We start from the raw sequence: 14,536 nt of genomic DNA, 5'->3' as shown, positions 1-14,536 counted from the left end.
ACTAAATGCGCGCAGGAAGGGTCGCGCAAGGAAAGTGCGCCGCATTTAGTCGACTAAACGCGCCCGGGAAGGAAACTCAAGCGACCGCCTTGACGTATCGCCGGCAAGGTACCGAAACCACCCCATCCGGACCGAGAACCCGATTGTCGAACTCACCCTCATCGGCCCATCCGCACCGCTCGTAAAACCGCCGCGCCCGCGCGTTCCCCGGCGCCACCGCGAGCCAGGCACGGGCATGCCCGCCCTCGCGCACCAGTCGTTCGGCCTCCGCGAGCAGCGCCCCGGCCACTCCGCTTCCGCGATGGTCCGAGGAGACGTAAACCTGTTCGACCTCGTCGCCGACGACCATCACGAAACCCGCCACCTCGCCGCCCGACACGGCGACGGTCGTGTCGCCGACGCGGTCCGCGGCCCGGGTCCAGAACGAATCGCGGGTGCGGATCCGGACGAGCGAGTCGGGCACGTTGCCGAGGTGGCCGTCCTGCCAGCCGTGGTACCAGATCTTGGCGACGGCGTCGGCGTCCGCGGCTGTGGCCGGTCGAATCGTCAAAGGCATGCGCGAAGTCTAGGAAACCAGCGCGCCGATCCGCCGCTCCACTTCGTCCGCGCTCGCGTTCCCGGCGACCAGCGTCACCACTCGTTCCCCGGAAAAGGACGCGAGCAGGGTCGGATAGCCCGTGACGCCCAGTTCCCGCGCTCGCTGGAAGTCGTCCGCCGCGGATACGCGGTCCAGTGCGGCCTCGACGGCGTCCCCGTCCAGGCCCGCTCGCTGCGCGACCACGCGATAGGTCGAAACCTCGGAGAGGCTCAGTCCGTCGAGATAGAAGGCTTCCTGCAGCAGGGCCGCGAGCCGCACCGCGCGGTCCGGCGCGACCTCGCGCAACGCCGCCATCCCGCAGGCGGCGGCCTCGGAGTCCATGACGAACTCGCCGTCCGCGATCAGCCGTTCGTAGCTTTCCCCGAACGGCGCGCCGGTGCGGCTGGTGATCTCGGCGTTGGCTCCCTGGACGTAGCCGAACTGCCGGATCGGCACCCGGCGCCCGCCCAGGAACAGGCCGCCGGAAACCACTTCGACCGGCAGGTCCGGATGCCGGTGCGCGACGTCGGCCATGGTGCGGGCGAACCCGTACGACCAGCCGCAGTACGCGTCGAAGACATAGATGAGCTTCATGTCGAGACCAACGATGTCTGACTGGTCAGATATTCCTACCGGAGTTTGGGGAGTGCGTCACGTGCCGAGTGGCTCAGCGTCCGCAGGTCCTGGGCGAACCGTTCGCGATGGTCCGCGGGCAGCGGGTCGAGGAAGAGCCGCTGGATGTTCTCCACGTGCACCCGCGCGGCCCGCACCGTCGTCTCCTCGCCTCGCGCGGTCAGCCGCACGAGCTGGACGCGGCGGTCCTGGGGATCGGAAGAACGGACGACCAGGCCGAGCGTCGTCATCCGGTCGACCAGCCGTGTCGCGCCGCCGGTGGTCAGCACCTGCTCCTGCGCGATCGCGCGCATGCTCATCCCGGCCTCACCGGATCGGCCGACGATCAGGAGGACTTCGAACATCAGATGCGAGATCCCGCATTCGGCCTCCAGCGCGCGGCCGAGCAGGTATTCGAGCCGGTTCGCCGCGCCCATCATCCGGCCGAAGGCGAGCACGCGCGGGTCGTAGGCGGCTTCTTTCGCCGTGGTGATGCCCATTTCAGCTCCCTGCCGACAAGGCCAAATAGACGTCGAGCTGTTCGGTGAACTCGGTCAGATCGGTGCCGAGCAGTTCGCTCGCGCGCCCGATCCGGTACCGCAAGGTGTTGACATGGATGTGCAGCGCCCGCGCGGCCCGCGTCGGCGAGCCGGAACATTCGAGGAAGACGCGCAGGGTGTGCACCAGATCGGTGCCCTGCTCGGCGTCGTAGCTCAGCAACGGGCCCAGCACCCGGCGCCGCAACGCCGCCCGCAGATCGTCAGGGGTGCCCGCCAGCAGCAGCCGGTGCATGCCGATCTCGCCGCCGGGGACGACCTCGATCGTGCCGGGCCGTTCCGCCGCCACGGCCAGCGCGTAGCGCGCGACTTCCTTGGCGCCCCGCAGCACGGAGACCGGGGAGCGGTCGCTGATGCCGATCAGCACCCGGCGGCACGGCAGCAGCGGTTCCACTGTGGACAGTGCGGCGGTCACCGTGGCCGGCCACTCTTCCGGCCACTCGCCGTCGTCCTCGGCCACCGCCCAGGTGGTTTCCCCGGCGGGGCCGACCAGTGCGCCCGGCGGCAGCAGTTCCGTCAGGATGCCGCGTGCCGCTTCGGATCCTTCGGTGCGCGCGACGACGAACCGCAGATCGCCGCGCAGCCCGGTCGCGGTCAGCGCCGGGTGCGGATCGCTTCCTTCGTCGAGTGCGGCGAGCAAGGGTTCGAGCACCCTGTCGGTGACGGCGCGGACCTCGTCCGCCCGCGTGCGCGCGAGCCCGATCAGCCCGGCGAGTTCCTCGGCGATCTCCGCCTGGGCGGCGGTCAGCGCGCCGCCGATCGCGAGCAGCCACGGCACCGCGTGCCTGCCCCGACCGGGCGGACCGAGACGTCGTCCGCTTCCAGGGAACGGCCGCCCGCGGCGACGAACCGCCGCACGAGTTCCGACGCCGTGCCGGCGGGTTCCACCCAGCAGGGGAGACCGATCTCGGCGCGCGCCCGCTCCAGCAGCGTTTCCACCGACGCGTCTTCCGTCGCCGCTGAAAGCAAACGTTTGCGAGCGCCTTCCGCGGCCGCGGCGAGCGCCAGGACGACGCGTTCGGTGACGACCGAGAACGACAGATCGGCCGGCACTTCCAGCAACGGGATCCCGTGTCGCGTACAGGCTTCGACGAGATCCTCGGGAATGCCGTCGGAATCCGCCCCGGACGCCGCCAGCGCCGCCGCCCCGGCCTTCGCGAGCGCGGCGACGAAGGCTTCGGAATCACCCGGCCCGCGCCACCACAGCAGTCCGCTCAGGACGAATTCGCCCGCCGACACGTACCGCCCGGGATCGGGCAGTTCCGTGACGTAGATCCGGGACACCGGACGGTCGAGCAGAGTCGTCCCGGCGCGTACGCGCAAGCGCAGCCCGGGTAGCGCGAGCAGAGTTTTCACGGTCGTCATCAGGTTTGTAGGAAAGCACAAAACGACCGGCGCGTGCAGGGGAGATTTCATGCTTCGGCACCGTTGCCGCCGTATGGGCGCAGGGCGTCTACTGAGTCAGCCGTCACACAACGCCGCCGAACCGAGGAGCCGAGAGTGGATTTCCTGCGCCCCAGCTCGCTGACCGAGGCGCTCGCCGTCAAGGCCGAGCGACCCGACGCGGTGCCCATCGCGGGCGGTACGGACGTCATGGTGGAGCTCAACTTCGACCACCGCCGCCCCGGCGCGCTGCTCGACCTCAACCGCGTCACCGAACTCGCCGAGTGGACCGAATCCGACGGCAAGATCCGCCTCGGCGCCTCGGTGCCCTACGTCCGGGTGATCGCTGAGCTGGGTGAAGTTCTGCCCGCGCTGGCGATGGCTTCGCGCACCGTCGGCTCGCCCCAGATCCGCAACCGAGGCACCGTCGGCGGCAATCTCGGCGCCGCCTCGCCCGCCGGTGACACGCATCCCGTGCTGCTCGTGCTCGGTGCCGAAGTCGAGGCCGCGTCGGTACGCGGGACACGGCTGATTCCGGCCGAGGAGTTCTATCTCGGCGTCAAGCGCAACGCCCTCGAACCCGACGAGCTGATCACCGCGGTGCATCTTCCCGCCGAGGCCGGGCCGCAGCAGTTCGCCAAGGTCGGGACGCGCAACGCGATGGTCATCGCGGTCTGCTCGTTCGCGCTGGCGCTGCATCTCGACACCCGCGAGATCCGCGCCGCGGTCGGCTCGGCGGCGCCGACCCCGCGGCGCGCGACCGCGGCGGAGGAGTACCTCGGCGGCGAACTTCCGTGGTCCACCAAGGCGTCGCTCACGGATTCCGTCAAACGCCGGTTCGGCGAGCTGGTGTCGGAGGCGGCGTCGCCGATCGACGACGTCCGCGGCAGCGCCGACTACCGCAAACACGCGTTGTCCGTCCTGGCGCGGCGGACGCTGACCTGGGCGTGGAACGACTTCCAGAAGGGTGAACGCGAGTGCGCGTGAACGTGACGATCAACGGCGAGTCCCGCCAGGCCGACGACGTCTGGGAGGGCGAAAGCCTGCTGTACGTGCTCCGCGAACGGCTCGGCCTCCCGGGCTCCAAGAACGCCTGTGAACAGGGCGAATGCGGTTCCTGCACGGTGTACCTCGACGACGTCCCGGTGTGTTCGTGCCTGGTCGCGGCCGGTCAGGTCGAGGGCCGCGAGGTCCGCACGGTCGAGGGGCTCGCCGAGGGCGACAAGCTCGACCGGGTCCAGCAGTCCTTTGTGGACGCCGGTGCCGTCCAATGTGGCTTCTGCACCCCCGGCCTCGTGGTGGCCGCGCACGATCTGCTCAACCGGGTCGAGAACCCCGCCGACGAGGAGATCCGCGAGGCGCTGGCGGGGAACCTCTGCCGGTGTACCGGATACGAGAAGATCCTCGACGCCGTCCGGCTGGCCGCGGCCAGGGGGGAGACCGCGTGAAGACCGTCATCGAGAACGCCGCGATCGCCACCGTCGACGGTGCGGGCACTGAGCACGCCTCGGGCCACGTCGTCATCGAGAACGACCGCATCGCTGCGGTCGGCGGCGGGAAGGCGCCCGACGGCGAGTACGACGAACGCGTCGACGGCTCCGGCTGCCTGGTCACCCCCGGCCTGATCAACACCCACCACCACCTCTACCAGTGGGCTACGCGCGGCCTCGCCGCCGACCACACGCTGTTCGAATGGCTGGTCGCGCTGTACCCGGTCTGGGGCAGGCTCGACGCCGGGATCACTCACGCGGCGGCCACGGCCGGGCTCACCCGGCTCGCGACCACCGGCTGCACCACGGTCGCCGACCACCACTACGTCTTCCCGCGTGACGGCGGCGACCAGGTCGAAGCCCTCGCCGCCGCCCGGATCCGGGTCGGCGTGCGCCTGCACGTCGTGCGTGGCTCGATGGACCGGGGCGAGTCCCAGGGCGGGCTCCCGCCGGACAACCTCGTCGAGGAGACCGAGGCCGCGCTGCTCGGCACCGAGGCCGCGATCGAGCGGTTCCACGACGCCTCCGCCGGCGCGCATCTGCAGATCGCGGCCGGCCCGTGTTCGCCGTTCTCGGTGAGCGAGCGGCTGATGACCGGTGCGGCGGACTTGGCGCGCCGCAAGGGCGTCCGGCTCCACACGCATCTCGCCGAGACGGTCGACGAGGAGAAGCAGTGCCTCGCCGAAGTCGGCTGCACCCCGGCCGAATACGCCGACAAACTCGGCTGGCTCGCGGACGACGTCTGGCTCGCGCATTCGATCCACCTCGCCCCGGAGGCCATCCGGCGGATGGGCGCCACCGGGACCGGCGCGGCGCATTGCCCGACGTCCAACGGGCGGATCGGTGCCGGGATCGCCCCGGTCCGGCAGCTGCTCGACGCCGGCGTGCCGGTCGGGCTCGGCGCCGATGGCGCGGCGTCCAACGAATCCGGTGGCCTCGGCGAGGAACTGCACCAGGCGCTGCTGCAGGCGCGGCAGCGCGGCGGACCGCGCGGGCTGACCACGCGGGAAGCGCTGTGGATGGGCACGATGGGCGGCGCGCGCTGCCTCGGCAGGCAGAAGGACCTGGGCTCGATCGAGGTCGGCAAGCTCGCCGACCTCGCGGTCTGGAATCTGAACGGCCTGAACTACGCCGGGATCACCGATCCGGTCGCCGCCCTGGTGCTCGGCACGACGCCGCCGGTCGAGCGGCTGTACGTCGGCGGCGCGCCCGTCGTCGAGGGCGGAACGCTGCGCGAGGAATCCGAAGACGAGATCGCCCGTGAGCTGGCCGTGGCCAGTGCGCGGCTGAGGGAGACGGTATGACCACCACCGAAGTCTCCAAGCAGACCGAGAACGGCGTGGGGGCGAGCCCCCGACGGCCCGACGGCACGGTCAAGGTCCGTGGCGAGTTCGCCTACTCATCGGATCTGTGGCACGAGGACATGTTGTGGGGCGCGACGCTGCGCAGCCCGCATCCGTACGCGCGGATCACCGGTATCGACATCACCGAAGCCCTCGCCGTGCAAGGGGTGTACGCGGTGCTGACCCATGAAGACGTGCCGGGCGTGAACAAGTACGGCCTGGAGCACGCGGATCAGCCGGTGCTCGCCGTCGACGTCGTGCGCTACCAGGGCGAGCCCGTCGCGCTCGTCGCCGCGGACCACCCCGAGACCGCACGCCGCGCGATGAAGCGGATCAAGGTCTCCTACGAGGTCTTGGAGCCGGTGACGGATTCCGAGAAGGCCGCCGCCGGCGAGGGTGCCGAGCTGCACCCCGGCGGGAACGTCGTGCGGTACGCCAAGATCCGCCACGGTGACCAGTCGGTGAAGGCCGACGTCGTGGTGTCCGGCGTCTACGAGGTCGGCATGCAGGACCAGGCCTTCCTCGGGCCGGAGTCGGGTATGGCGATCCCGGACACCGAAGGCGGAGTCGATCTGTACGTCGCCACGCAATGGCTCCACGTCGACCAGCAGCAGATCGTCGCCGCGCTGGGCCTGCCCAAGGACAAGGTCCGGCTGACGCTCGGCGGGGTCGGCGGCGCGTTCGGTGGCCGTGAGGACCTGTCGATCCAGGTCCACGCGTGTCTGCTGGCGCTGCACACCGGCAAGCCGGTCAAGATGGTCTACAACCGCGAGGAATCCTTCTACGGTCACGTGCACCGCCACCCGGCGAAGATGTACTACGAGCACGGTGCCGACAAGGACGGCCGCCTCGTCTACGTCCGGGCGAAGCTGTACCTGGACGGTGGCGCGTACGCTTCGTCCACCGGCGCGGTCGTGGCGAACGCGGCCACGCTCGGTGTCGGTCCGTATAATGTGGACAGTGCTTCGGTAGATTGCTGGGGCGTGTACACCAACAATCCGCCGTGCGGTGCGATGCGTGGTTTCGGCGCGGTGCAGGCGGGATTCGCGTACGAGTCCCAGATGGACAAACTCGCCGAGGCGTGCGGGATCGACCCGGTCGACATCCGGATCCGCAACGCCATGGCCGAGGGCAGTGTCATGCCGACCGGTCAGATCGTCGACTCCGCCGCTCCGGTCGCCGAACTGCTGGAACGCCTGCGCGCCAAGCCGCTGCCTGTCGCACACGAGGAACTCGACCTGCGCCGCATGCCCGGCGGCGTCTCCAACACCACGCACGGCGAAGGTGTTGTACGGGGCGTCGGATACGCGGTCGGCATCAAGAACATCTGCTTCTCCGAGGGTTTCGACGACTACTCGACCGCCCGCGTGCGGCTGCAGCTCGTCGGCGGCGAACCCGCGGCGACCGTGCACACCGCGGCCTGCGAGGTCGGCCAGGGACTGGTCACGATCATGCAGCAGATCGTGCGGACCGAACTCGGCATCGAGCAGGTGACCATCCTGCCGATGGACACCAATATCGGCAACGGTGGTTCGACATCGGCCTCCCGGCAGAGTTACGTCACCGGCGGCGCCGTGCAGGCCGCGTGCGTCGCGGTGCGTTCGGGGCTGCACAAGCACTTGGCCGGCAAACTCGCCGCGGACGGGAAGCTGAACGTCGTCGCGAACAAGGTCGTCTCGGCCGACGGCAGTGTGCTCGCGGACCTCGCCGACGTCCTCGGCGACGAGGTGTTCGACGAGACCGTGGAATGGCGTCATCGGCCGACGGTGCCCATCGACCCCGAGACAGGGCAAGGAAACGCGCACGTCCAGTACGGCTTCGCGGCACACCGCGCGGTCGTGGACGTCGACACCGAACTCGGCCTGATCAAGGTCGTTGCGCTCGACTGCGCACAGGACGTCGGCAAGGCACTGAACCCGCAGGCGGTGCTCGGCCAGATCCAGGGCGGCTCCGCGCAGGGGCTCGGGCTCGCGGTGATGGAGGAGATCCAGACCGACGGCGGGAAGATCCGCAACCCGTCGTTCACCGACTACCTGATCCCGACCGTGCTGGACATGCCGCCGATGGACATCGACGTCCTCGAACGGCCCGACCCCAACGCCCCGTATGGTCTGCGCGGGGTCGGCGAACCGCCGACGATCTCGTCCACCCCGGCGATCGTCGCGGCCATCCGCGCGGCCACCGGGCTCGCGCTGCCCCGTGTCCCGGTGCGTCCCGAACACCTCACCGGCACCTGAGAATCCGTACTTTTCCGAGCTAGGAGCACATCCGTGGGTACCCGTCTGTCCATTTCGGAGTCCGACGAGCAGAAATGGCTCGCCGAAGCCGTCCAGCTGGCCACCGCGAACGTCGAAAGCGGCGGTGGTCCGTTCGGCGCGATGATCGTCCGTGACGGCTCGGTGCTGGCCACCGGGACCAACCAGGTGACCCCGACACTGGACCCGACGGCGCACGCCGAGGTGGTCGCGATCCGCGCGGCCTGCCGGGCGATCGGCGACTACAAACTCGACGGCTGCGTCCTCGTGACCTCCTGCGAGCCTTGCCCGCTCTGCCTTTCCGCCGCGCTCTGGGCGCGTGTCGGCAAGGTCGTCTACGCCGCGGACCGCCACGACGCGGCCGAGGCGGGCTTCGACGACCGCGAGTTCTACGACCTCTTTTCCCGCCCGCGCGAGACCTGGTCACTACCCGTCGGCCAACTGTCCCTTCCGGACTCCTTCGCGCCTTTCCAGGCCTGGCTGTCGAAACCCGACAAGAAGGCCTACTAGTCTCTTCCCGCCCCACAACGTTGTGGAGTAGGCATGACCCAATTAGGTACTGAGCGTCCCCACCTGCCCTCGTCCGAGCCGAGGCGGCTGTCCGGGCTCGACCGATGGTTCAAGATCTCCCATCGCGGCAGCACGATCGGCCGCGAGGTGCGCGGCGGGATCACCACGTTCGTCGCGATGTGTTACATCGTGCTGCTCAACCCGCTCATCCTCGGCGCGTCGGCCGACATCACCGGCGCGAAACTGACCACCGAGGCGATCACCACCGCGACCGCGCTGGCGGCGGGTGTCACCACGATCCTGATGGGCCTGGTCGGCAACGCGCCGCTGGCGCTCGCGGCGGGGCTCGGCGTGAACGGTGTCGTCGCCTTCCAGATGGCTCCGGCGATGACGTGGGCGCAGGCCTTCGGGCTCGTCGTCCTCGAAGGCTTCTGCATCGTGCTGATGGCCGTTTCCGGGGTCCGTGAACGGATCATCAACGCGATCCCGATGGCGCTCAAGGTCGCGATCACCGTCGGCATCGGGCTCTACATCGCCCTGGTCGGCCTGGTCAGCGCCGGATTCGTGACCAGGACACCGGATTCGGCGCAGTCGACGGTGCCGGTGCGGATGGGGATCGCCGGCCACCTCGAAGGCTGGCCGATCGCGATCTTCTGCCTCGGGCTGCTGCTGATGATCGTGCTCGTGAGCCGCGGGGTGCCGGGCGCGGTGCTGATCAGCATCGCGGTCGCGACCGGGCTCGCCGTGCTGGTCAACAGCGTGTTCCACGTCGAAGGCTGGGGCCTGGTCGAACCCAAGGTGCCCGACCAGGTGGTGGCGCATCCCGACTTCAGCCTCCTGGGCGACATCGATCTCTTCGGCGGATTCGGTTCTGCGGGCGCGGTGACGGCGGCGGTGTTCCTGTTCACGCTGGTGCTTTCCGGGTTCTTCGACGCGATGGGCACCATCACGTCGGTCTCCGAAGAGGCCGGGCTGGTCAAGAACGGCAAGGTCGAAGGGATGGGCCGCATCCTGCTGGTCGACGGCGCGGGCGCGCTGGCGGGCGGCGTCACCGGATCGGCGCCGAACACCGTGTTCCTCGAATCGGCGGCAGGCGTCGGCGAAGGCGCGCGGACCGGGCTGGCGAGCATCGTCACCGGCGGGTTGTTCACCGCGACGCTGTTCCTGACGCCGATCGCGGCCATCGTCCCGGCACAGGCCGCGGCGCCCGCGCTGGTGGTCATCGGCGGGATGATGATGGCGCAGTGCCGCCGGATCCCATGGCAGGACCTGGATTTCGCGATCCCGGTGTTCCTGACCATCGCGCTGATCCCGTTCACCTACTCGATCACCAACGGGATCGGCGCCGGGCTGGTCGCCTACGTGCTGATCAAGATCTGCAAGGGCAAGATCTGCGAGATCGGCTGGATCCTCGGGATCCTGGCCGCGGTGTTCGGGGTGTACTTCGGGATCGAAGGGATCATGTCGTGGTTCTGATGTTCCTCAACGGCGGCGGGATGCGCGGCGGACCGCTGCACGAACAGTTGCAGGGCGCGCCGTTGTGCTGCGTGGCCCGGTCCGCGCCCAAGTACCACTACTACTCCGTGGGCGACCGGTTCCCGGCGATGCACGAAGGCGGCTCCGCCTCCGTCGTGGGCGAGGTCTACGACCTGCCGCTCACGGTCCTGCGGGACCATCTCGTCCCCGCCGAACCGCCGGAACTGGAGCTGGGCGTCATCGAACTGGAGGACGGCGCGGCCTGTCTCGCCACCGTCCTGCGTTCGTCCTATGTGGACTCTCCGGAGCTGACGGACATCTCCGCGGTGGGGGACTGGCGGGCGTATCTCGCGTCCCGCTAGCGTTCCGTGAAGGCCTCCTTGAGGGACCCAGGGTCCCTCAAGGAGGCCTTCACGGAACGTCAGAGCACGAAGACGAGGTCGCTCGCCGCGGAGTGGAACATCTCGGGCGAGCCCGCGTAGAAGGCCCGCCAGGCGCCGGGCTTACGGTGCTCGGCCGAAGCCGCGAAGGCCCAGGTGGTGCCGTTCCAGGTGGCGGTGACCGTCGCCGCCGTGGTCCAGCGGTAGGTGCTGAACGAGAAGTACTGGAGCTCGACCGGGATGGGGTTCGCGGTGTACCGGCCGGGGAACTCGATCGTGCCGGAGCCGGTCACGGCCTTGGCCGCGTCCCGCCCCGCCGCGAACGACGTGATCTTCGCCGGGTGGAGCACGACGATCTTCGCGGTGTCGGCGCCCGAGTTCGCGATCGTCGGGTCGGTGGAGAAGAAGTCGGCGCGGTAGTTGCCGGTGCGGATCGGGGTCAGCGTCGCGCTATAGGCACCCGCGGCGTCGGTGACCGGCTTGGCCTGGGCCTCGCCGCAGAAGCCGTTGAAGCAGAACGAGATGCCCACCTCGGCGCCCGCGATCGGGGTGGCGTCGGCCTTGGTGAGTTTCCCGGAGATCGTGACGGTCTTCCCGGCGTCGATCTGCGTGGTGCTGGTGGTCGCGGTCAGGGTGGACGGCTGCACCTCGGCGGCGGTCGCGGGTATCGCGCCCGCGGTGAGCAGCGCGGCCGCGGCGATGGTGCCGATCACGAGCTTCCTGATGATCATGGGCTCCCCAAACGGATTCCGGTGTTGGCGACGGCTAGGTCGGCCCGAAGCCGTCGTCCGTTGCGGGGAAATCCCTGTGTTCAGAAGCCCGCCGTCGGTGCTTCACGCATCGGGGAGCAGCGTTCGCGCGAAGGCCACGGACGACGCCCTCGCCACCTCGAGCGCTTCGGTGTCACGCAGCGAACGGCTCAACACGAACGCTCCTTCGAGGCTGTTCACCAGAGCGATCGTGAGCCGCCGCGCGGCCGCGGGTTCGAGGCCGTACTTGCCCAGTTTCTCCGTCCCGGTCTCGATCCACGCCGTGAAGACGTCGGCCGTCGCGATCCGGAGTTTCTCGTTGGTGCTGGCGACCTCCAACGCGACCGTCGCGATGGGGCACGCGTCGGCGTAGTCGGTCGCCTTCAGCGTCTCGGCGGCGCTGGCGAAACAGGCCTCGATACCGTGGATCAGGTCCGGCTCGTCGGCGAAGAAGATCTCGAACAGCGCGAGGTACATCATCCCCGAGGTGCGGATGACCTCCTCGCCGAGCTGTTCCTTGCCGCCGGGGAAGAAGTGGTACAGCGAGCCGAAGGGCGCGTTCGCCGCCTCGACGATCTGCTTCACCCCGGTGCCGGTGTACCCGTTGCGCCGGAGCAGCTCGGCGCCGGCGTTCACGATGCGTTCCCGCGTTCCAGTCACGCTCCCCATGATAGAGCGTTCTATCAAACGCGTCCGTGGATCTAGCCGTCCCTCGATCCTTGGTTCACCTTCCGGCGCTACCTGCGGTCGATGTTCGCGCGGTGTGCCCGGCCCTAGCGTCGTGAGCCGTGGGGAATCCAAGGAAAGAAGGGGGAAGAACATGAAACGGCTATCGGCCATCGGGATGCTCCCGGTGATCGTGGGCGGGTTGCTCGCCGGAGCCACACCGGCTTCGGCGGGCGTCCCGGCTCACTACGCCGGCCAGGAGCTGGCGTGGCATCCCTGTGCCGAATCGGAGCTGATCTCGTTGCCGCCGGGCACCGACATCAGCGGGCTCGAATGCTCGACGTTCCGCACACCCCGGGACTGGGATCGCGCGGACGAGCGGCAGGACCTGACCATCGCCGTCAGCAGGCTGAAGGCCACCGGGACGTCGACGGCCTCGCTGCTCACCAACCCGGGCGGGCCGGGCGGTGCCGGGCGCTGGCAGCCGACGATGTTCCGCGGGCAGGAGAAACTGCGCGAGCACCAGGACATCATCGGTATCGACGTCCGCGGGACCGGCAAGAGCACGAACGTCACCTGCCGGGGCACCGCCGGACTGATCAGGGAGCTGGATCCGCGCGACCGTGATCCGCGCAATCTGAACCAGATCCTGGCCAACGCCGAACACGTGGCCAGGTCCTGCCAGAGCGCCGGCGGCGAACTCGGGCCGCTGATCACCACGTACCAGACGATCAGGGATTTCGATCTGCTCCGCGACCTGCTCGGCCGCGAGAAGATCAACTGGGTCGGGTATTCGGGCGGCACCTGGCTGGGCGCGCATTACGCCCAGCAGTTCCCGCAGCGGACCGGGCGGTTCGTGCTGGACTCCTCGACGGAGTTCACCACGGACTGGCAGAAGACGTTCGACCGGCAGCCGGTCGGTTTCGAGCGGCGCTGGCGGCAGGACTTCCTGCCCTGGATGGCGCGGTACGACGCGAAGTACCACTTCGGCACCAACGGCGAAGAGGTCCGGCAGACCTACGAGCGCGTCCGCTACGCCTTGTCCCGCAACCCGCTGAACGGGAGCGGGCCGATGGAACTCGACACCTCCATCATCTACATGCTCTACAAGAAGGCGACCTTCCCGGCGCTGGCCGATCTGCTGGTCAAGATCCGGGACGCGATGGAGAATCCGCAGGCCAGGGCCGAGGCCGAGGCCGCCGTCGAGGCGGCGGGTGACCACCCCGACGCGCAGGACGCCACGTTCTGGAACACCCTCTGCGGCGAAGGACGTTTCATCGGCACCCGCGAGTCGCTGATCCGCGCTTCGCAACGGAACCTGGACCGCGGCCTGCTCTTGGCGGGCGGAGGCACGCTGAACGCCTCGGTCTGCCTGTTCTGGGACAAGGAGCCGCGCCCGCTGCCCAAGATGGACGGCAAGGGGGTTCCGCCGGTGCTGATCGTGCACTCCGAGCACGACCCGGCCACGGCGATCGAGGGTGCCCGGAAGGCGCACGCGGGGTTCGCGAACTCGCGCATGCTGACCGTGACCGGTGAGGGCGACCACGGGCTCTACGCGGACGGGAACCCGAAGCTGGACGAGATCGTGAACGCCTACCTGGTCGACGGGGTCGTCCCCGCCGACCAGAGCGTCCCCGGTATGCCGCTGCCGGTGCCCTAGAAGGCGGCGAGGGTGTGCCAGGCGAGACCGGCGTCCTCGGCGTCGTCCCGGAGGACGACACCCTCGATCAAGCCGTACGGGCGGTCGGCGGCGTAGAAGACCTCGTTGTCGTTCTTCAGCCCGAACGGTGAGAGGTCCACCAGGAAGTGGTGCTTGTTCGGCAGTGACAGCCGGACTTCGGCGACCTCTTCGCGTTCCTTGAGCACAGCCTCTCCCATCGCGTACAGCGTCTGCTGCAGGGAGAGGCTGTGCTTGTCCGCGAAGGTCTCCAGCAGGATCCGCCGGATCTCCGCGTGGCTCGTGGCCCAGTCGATCCCGTCGCCCTGGTAGCGCCAGCGGGCGGTCACGGCGGTGGCGAGGATCCGGTCGTTCGTCTCGGCCAGCGTCGTGTACTCGTCGCGGGGGAAACCGTGGAACTCCGAGCCGGTCGACTTGAGCACTACGAGATCGTCCAAACCGGACACCACCCAGGCCTGATCACCCTGGACGGTCACGGCGGTCGTCCGCTTCTCGCTGCCCGCCTGGGAGAACGCGTGGTCGTGGCCGGAGATGCGGTTCCAGCCGTGTTCGTCGATGAGGATCCGGGCGCCGGTGATGTGCTCGAACGAGCCGACGAAATGGCGTCCGAGCCGCAGCGCGAAGTCCTCGATCTCGCCGACCGGGGCTTCCTTGGCGAAGGCGTAGACGGTGTTCTTCTGGGTGTCGGTCGCGACGACGTCGGCGTTGTCGCCGGTGAGGTGCGTCGCCGCGAGGTCGCCGCGAAGCGACGTCGAAACGGTGAGGTCCTTGAGGTGGTGGACGGTGCCTTCGCGCTGGACGGTGACGAGCCGGACTTCGGCCTTGCCGTACTGGTTGGGGCCCAGGGTGATGGCCACGGG

The 14,536-nt window shown here is 69.2% G+C and carries 16 protein-coding genes; 8 read left to right on the top strand and 8 right to left on the bottom strand.

The features are described 5' to 3' along the window. Positions 1-76 precede the first annotated feature (76 nt). The 5 genes from MJQ72_RS29125 to MJQ72_RS29105 are packed head-to-tail and all read right to left on the bottom strand — an operon-like array spanning position 77 to position 3,111. Positions 77-556 carry an N-acetyltransferase gene (locus MJQ72_RS29125; RefSeq protein WP_240594269.1) on the bottom strand — a complete coding sequence of 160 codons (480 nt, stop codon included), beginning with the start codon at positions 554-556 and terminating at the stop codon, positions 77-79. A gap of 9 nt (positions 557-565) precedes the next feature. Next, positions 566-1,171, bottom strand: coding sequence for a DsbA family protein (locus tag MJQ72_RS29120; RefSeq protein ID WP_240594268.1), 606 nt, complete (start codon positions 1,169-1,171; stop codon positions 566-568). 35 nt (positions 1,172-1,206) lie between these two features. Then, a complete protein-coding gene (locus MJQ72_RS29115; RefSeq protein ID WP_240594267.1) occupies positions 1,207-1,689 on the bottom strand; it encodes a MarR family winged helix-turn-helix transcriptional regulator in 483 nt (160 codons plus the stop codon). Between the two features lies 1 nt (position 1,690). Beyond that, the gene (locus tag MJQ72_RS29110) at positions 1,691-2,524 is read right to left on the bottom strand and encodes a CdaR family transcriptional regulator (RefSeq protein WP_240594266.1); all 834 of its coding nucleotides are present in this window, start codon (positions 2,522-2,524) and stop codon (positions 1,691-1,693) included. Beyond that, positions 2,491-3,111, bottom strand: a complete 621-nt coding sequence (locus MJQ72_RS29105; protein ID WP_240594265.1) for a PucR family transcriptional regulator ligand-binding domain-containing protein — start codon at positions 3,109-3,111, stop codon at positions 2,491-2,493. Before MJQ72_RS29105 ends, MJQ72_RS29110 begins: the two co-directional genes overlap by 34 nt. A 135-nt stretch (positions 3,112-3,246) precedes the next feature. Here MJQ72_RS29105 and MJQ72_RS29100 point away from each other — a divergent pair, with 135 nt between their 5' ends. Genes MJQ72_RS29100 through MJQ72_RS29070 form a run of 7 tightly spaced genes read left to right on the top strand, consistent with a single transcriptional unit; the run spans position 3,247 to position 10,565 of the window. After that, on the top strand, positions 3,247-4,116 hold the full coding sequence (locus MJQ72_RS29100) for a xanthine dehydrogenase family protein subunit M (RefSeq protein WP_240594264.1): 870 nt from the start codon (positions 3,247-3,249) through the stop codon (positions 4,114-4,116). Beyond that, complete coding sequence (locus MJQ72_RS29095) at positions 4,107-4,577, top strand: (2Fe-2S)-binding protein (RefSeq protein ID WP_240594263.1); 471 nt, start codon at positions 4,107-4,109, stop codon at positions 4,575-4,577. The genes MJQ72_RS29100 and MJQ72_RS29095 overlap by 10 nt, the downstream gene beginning before the upstream one ends. Next, positions 4,574-5,923, top strand: coding sequence for an 8-oxoguanine deaminase (locus MJQ72_RS29090; protein ID WP_240594262.1), 1,350 nt, complete (start codon positions 4,574-4,576; stop codon positions 5,921-5,923). The genes MJQ72_RS29095 and MJQ72_RS29090 overlap by 4 nt, the downstream gene beginning before the upstream one ends. Next, complete coding sequence (gene pucD / locus MJQ72_RS29085) at positions 5,920-8,199, top strand: xanthine dehydrogenase subunit D (protein ID WP_240594261.1); 2,280 nt, start codon at positions 5,920-5,922, stop codon at positions 8,197-8,199. The genes MJQ72_RS29090 and pucD overlap by 4 nt, the downstream gene beginning before the upstream one ends. Before the next feature lie 33 nt (positions 8,200-8,232). Beyond that, entirely contained in the window at positions 8,233-8,727 is a 495-nt protein-coding gene (locus MJQ72_RS29080; protein WP_240594260.1) for a nucleoside deaminase, read from the top strand. A 33-nt stretch (positions 8,728-8,760) separates the two neighbouring features. Continuing rightward, positions 8,761-10,203, top strand: coding sequence for an NCS2 family permease (locus tag MJQ72_RS29075; RefSeq protein WP_240594259.1), 1,443 nt, complete (start codon positions 8,761-8,763; stop codon positions 10,201-10,203). Beyond that, a complete protein-coding gene (locus MJQ72_RS29070; RefSeq protein WP_240594258.1) occupies positions 10,194-10,565 on the top strand; it encodes a gamma-glutamylcyclotransferase in 372 nt (123 codons plus the stop codon). Before MJQ72_RS29075 ends, MJQ72_RS29070 begins: the two co-directional genes overlap by 10 nt. Positions 10,566-10,624: 59 nt before the next feature. On the opposite strand, the gene MJQ72_RS29065 is transcribed toward MJQ72_RS29070, so the two are convergent. Continuing rightward, positions 10,625-11,314, bottom strand: coding sequence for a hypothetical protein (locus MJQ72_RS29065; protein WP_240594257.1), 690 nt, complete (start codon positions 11,312-11,314; stop codon positions 10,625-10,627). A gap of 102 nt (positions 11,315-11,416) precedes the next feature. Then, on the bottom strand, positions 11,417-12,001 hold the full coding sequence (locus MJQ72_RS29060; RefSeq protein WP_240594256.1) for a TetR/AcrR family transcriptional regulator: 585 nt from the start codon (positions 11,999-12,001) through the stop codon (positions 11,417-11,419). Between the two features lie 151 nt (positions 12,002-12,152). On the opposite strand from MJQ72_RS29060, the gene MJQ72_RS29055 reads away from it, so the two are divergent. Next, entirely contained in the window at positions 12,153-13,658 is a 1,506-nt protein-coding gene (locus MJQ72_RS29055; protein ID WP_240594255.1) for an alpha/beta hydrolase, read from the top strand. Here MJQ72_RS29055 and pucL read toward each other — a convergent pair. Beyond that, a complete protein-coding gene (gene pucL / locus MJQ72_RS29050) occupies positions 13,655-14,533 on the bottom strand; it encodes a factor-independent urate hydroxylase (protein WP_240594254.1) in 879 nt (292 codons plus the stop codon). The genes MJQ72_RS29055 and pucL overlap by 4 nt on opposite strands. Positions 14,534-14,536 lie beyond the last annotated feature (3 nt).

Source organism: Amycolatopsis sp. EV170708-02-1 (assembly GCF_022479115.1).
In the GTDB taxonomy this organism is placed as follows: Bacteria; Actinomycetota; Actinomycetes; order Mycobacteriales; family Pseudonocardiaceae; genus Amycolatopsis.
Note: the sequence above shows the minus strand (reverse complement) of the source record. Positions and strands in the feature narration are given on the sequence as shown.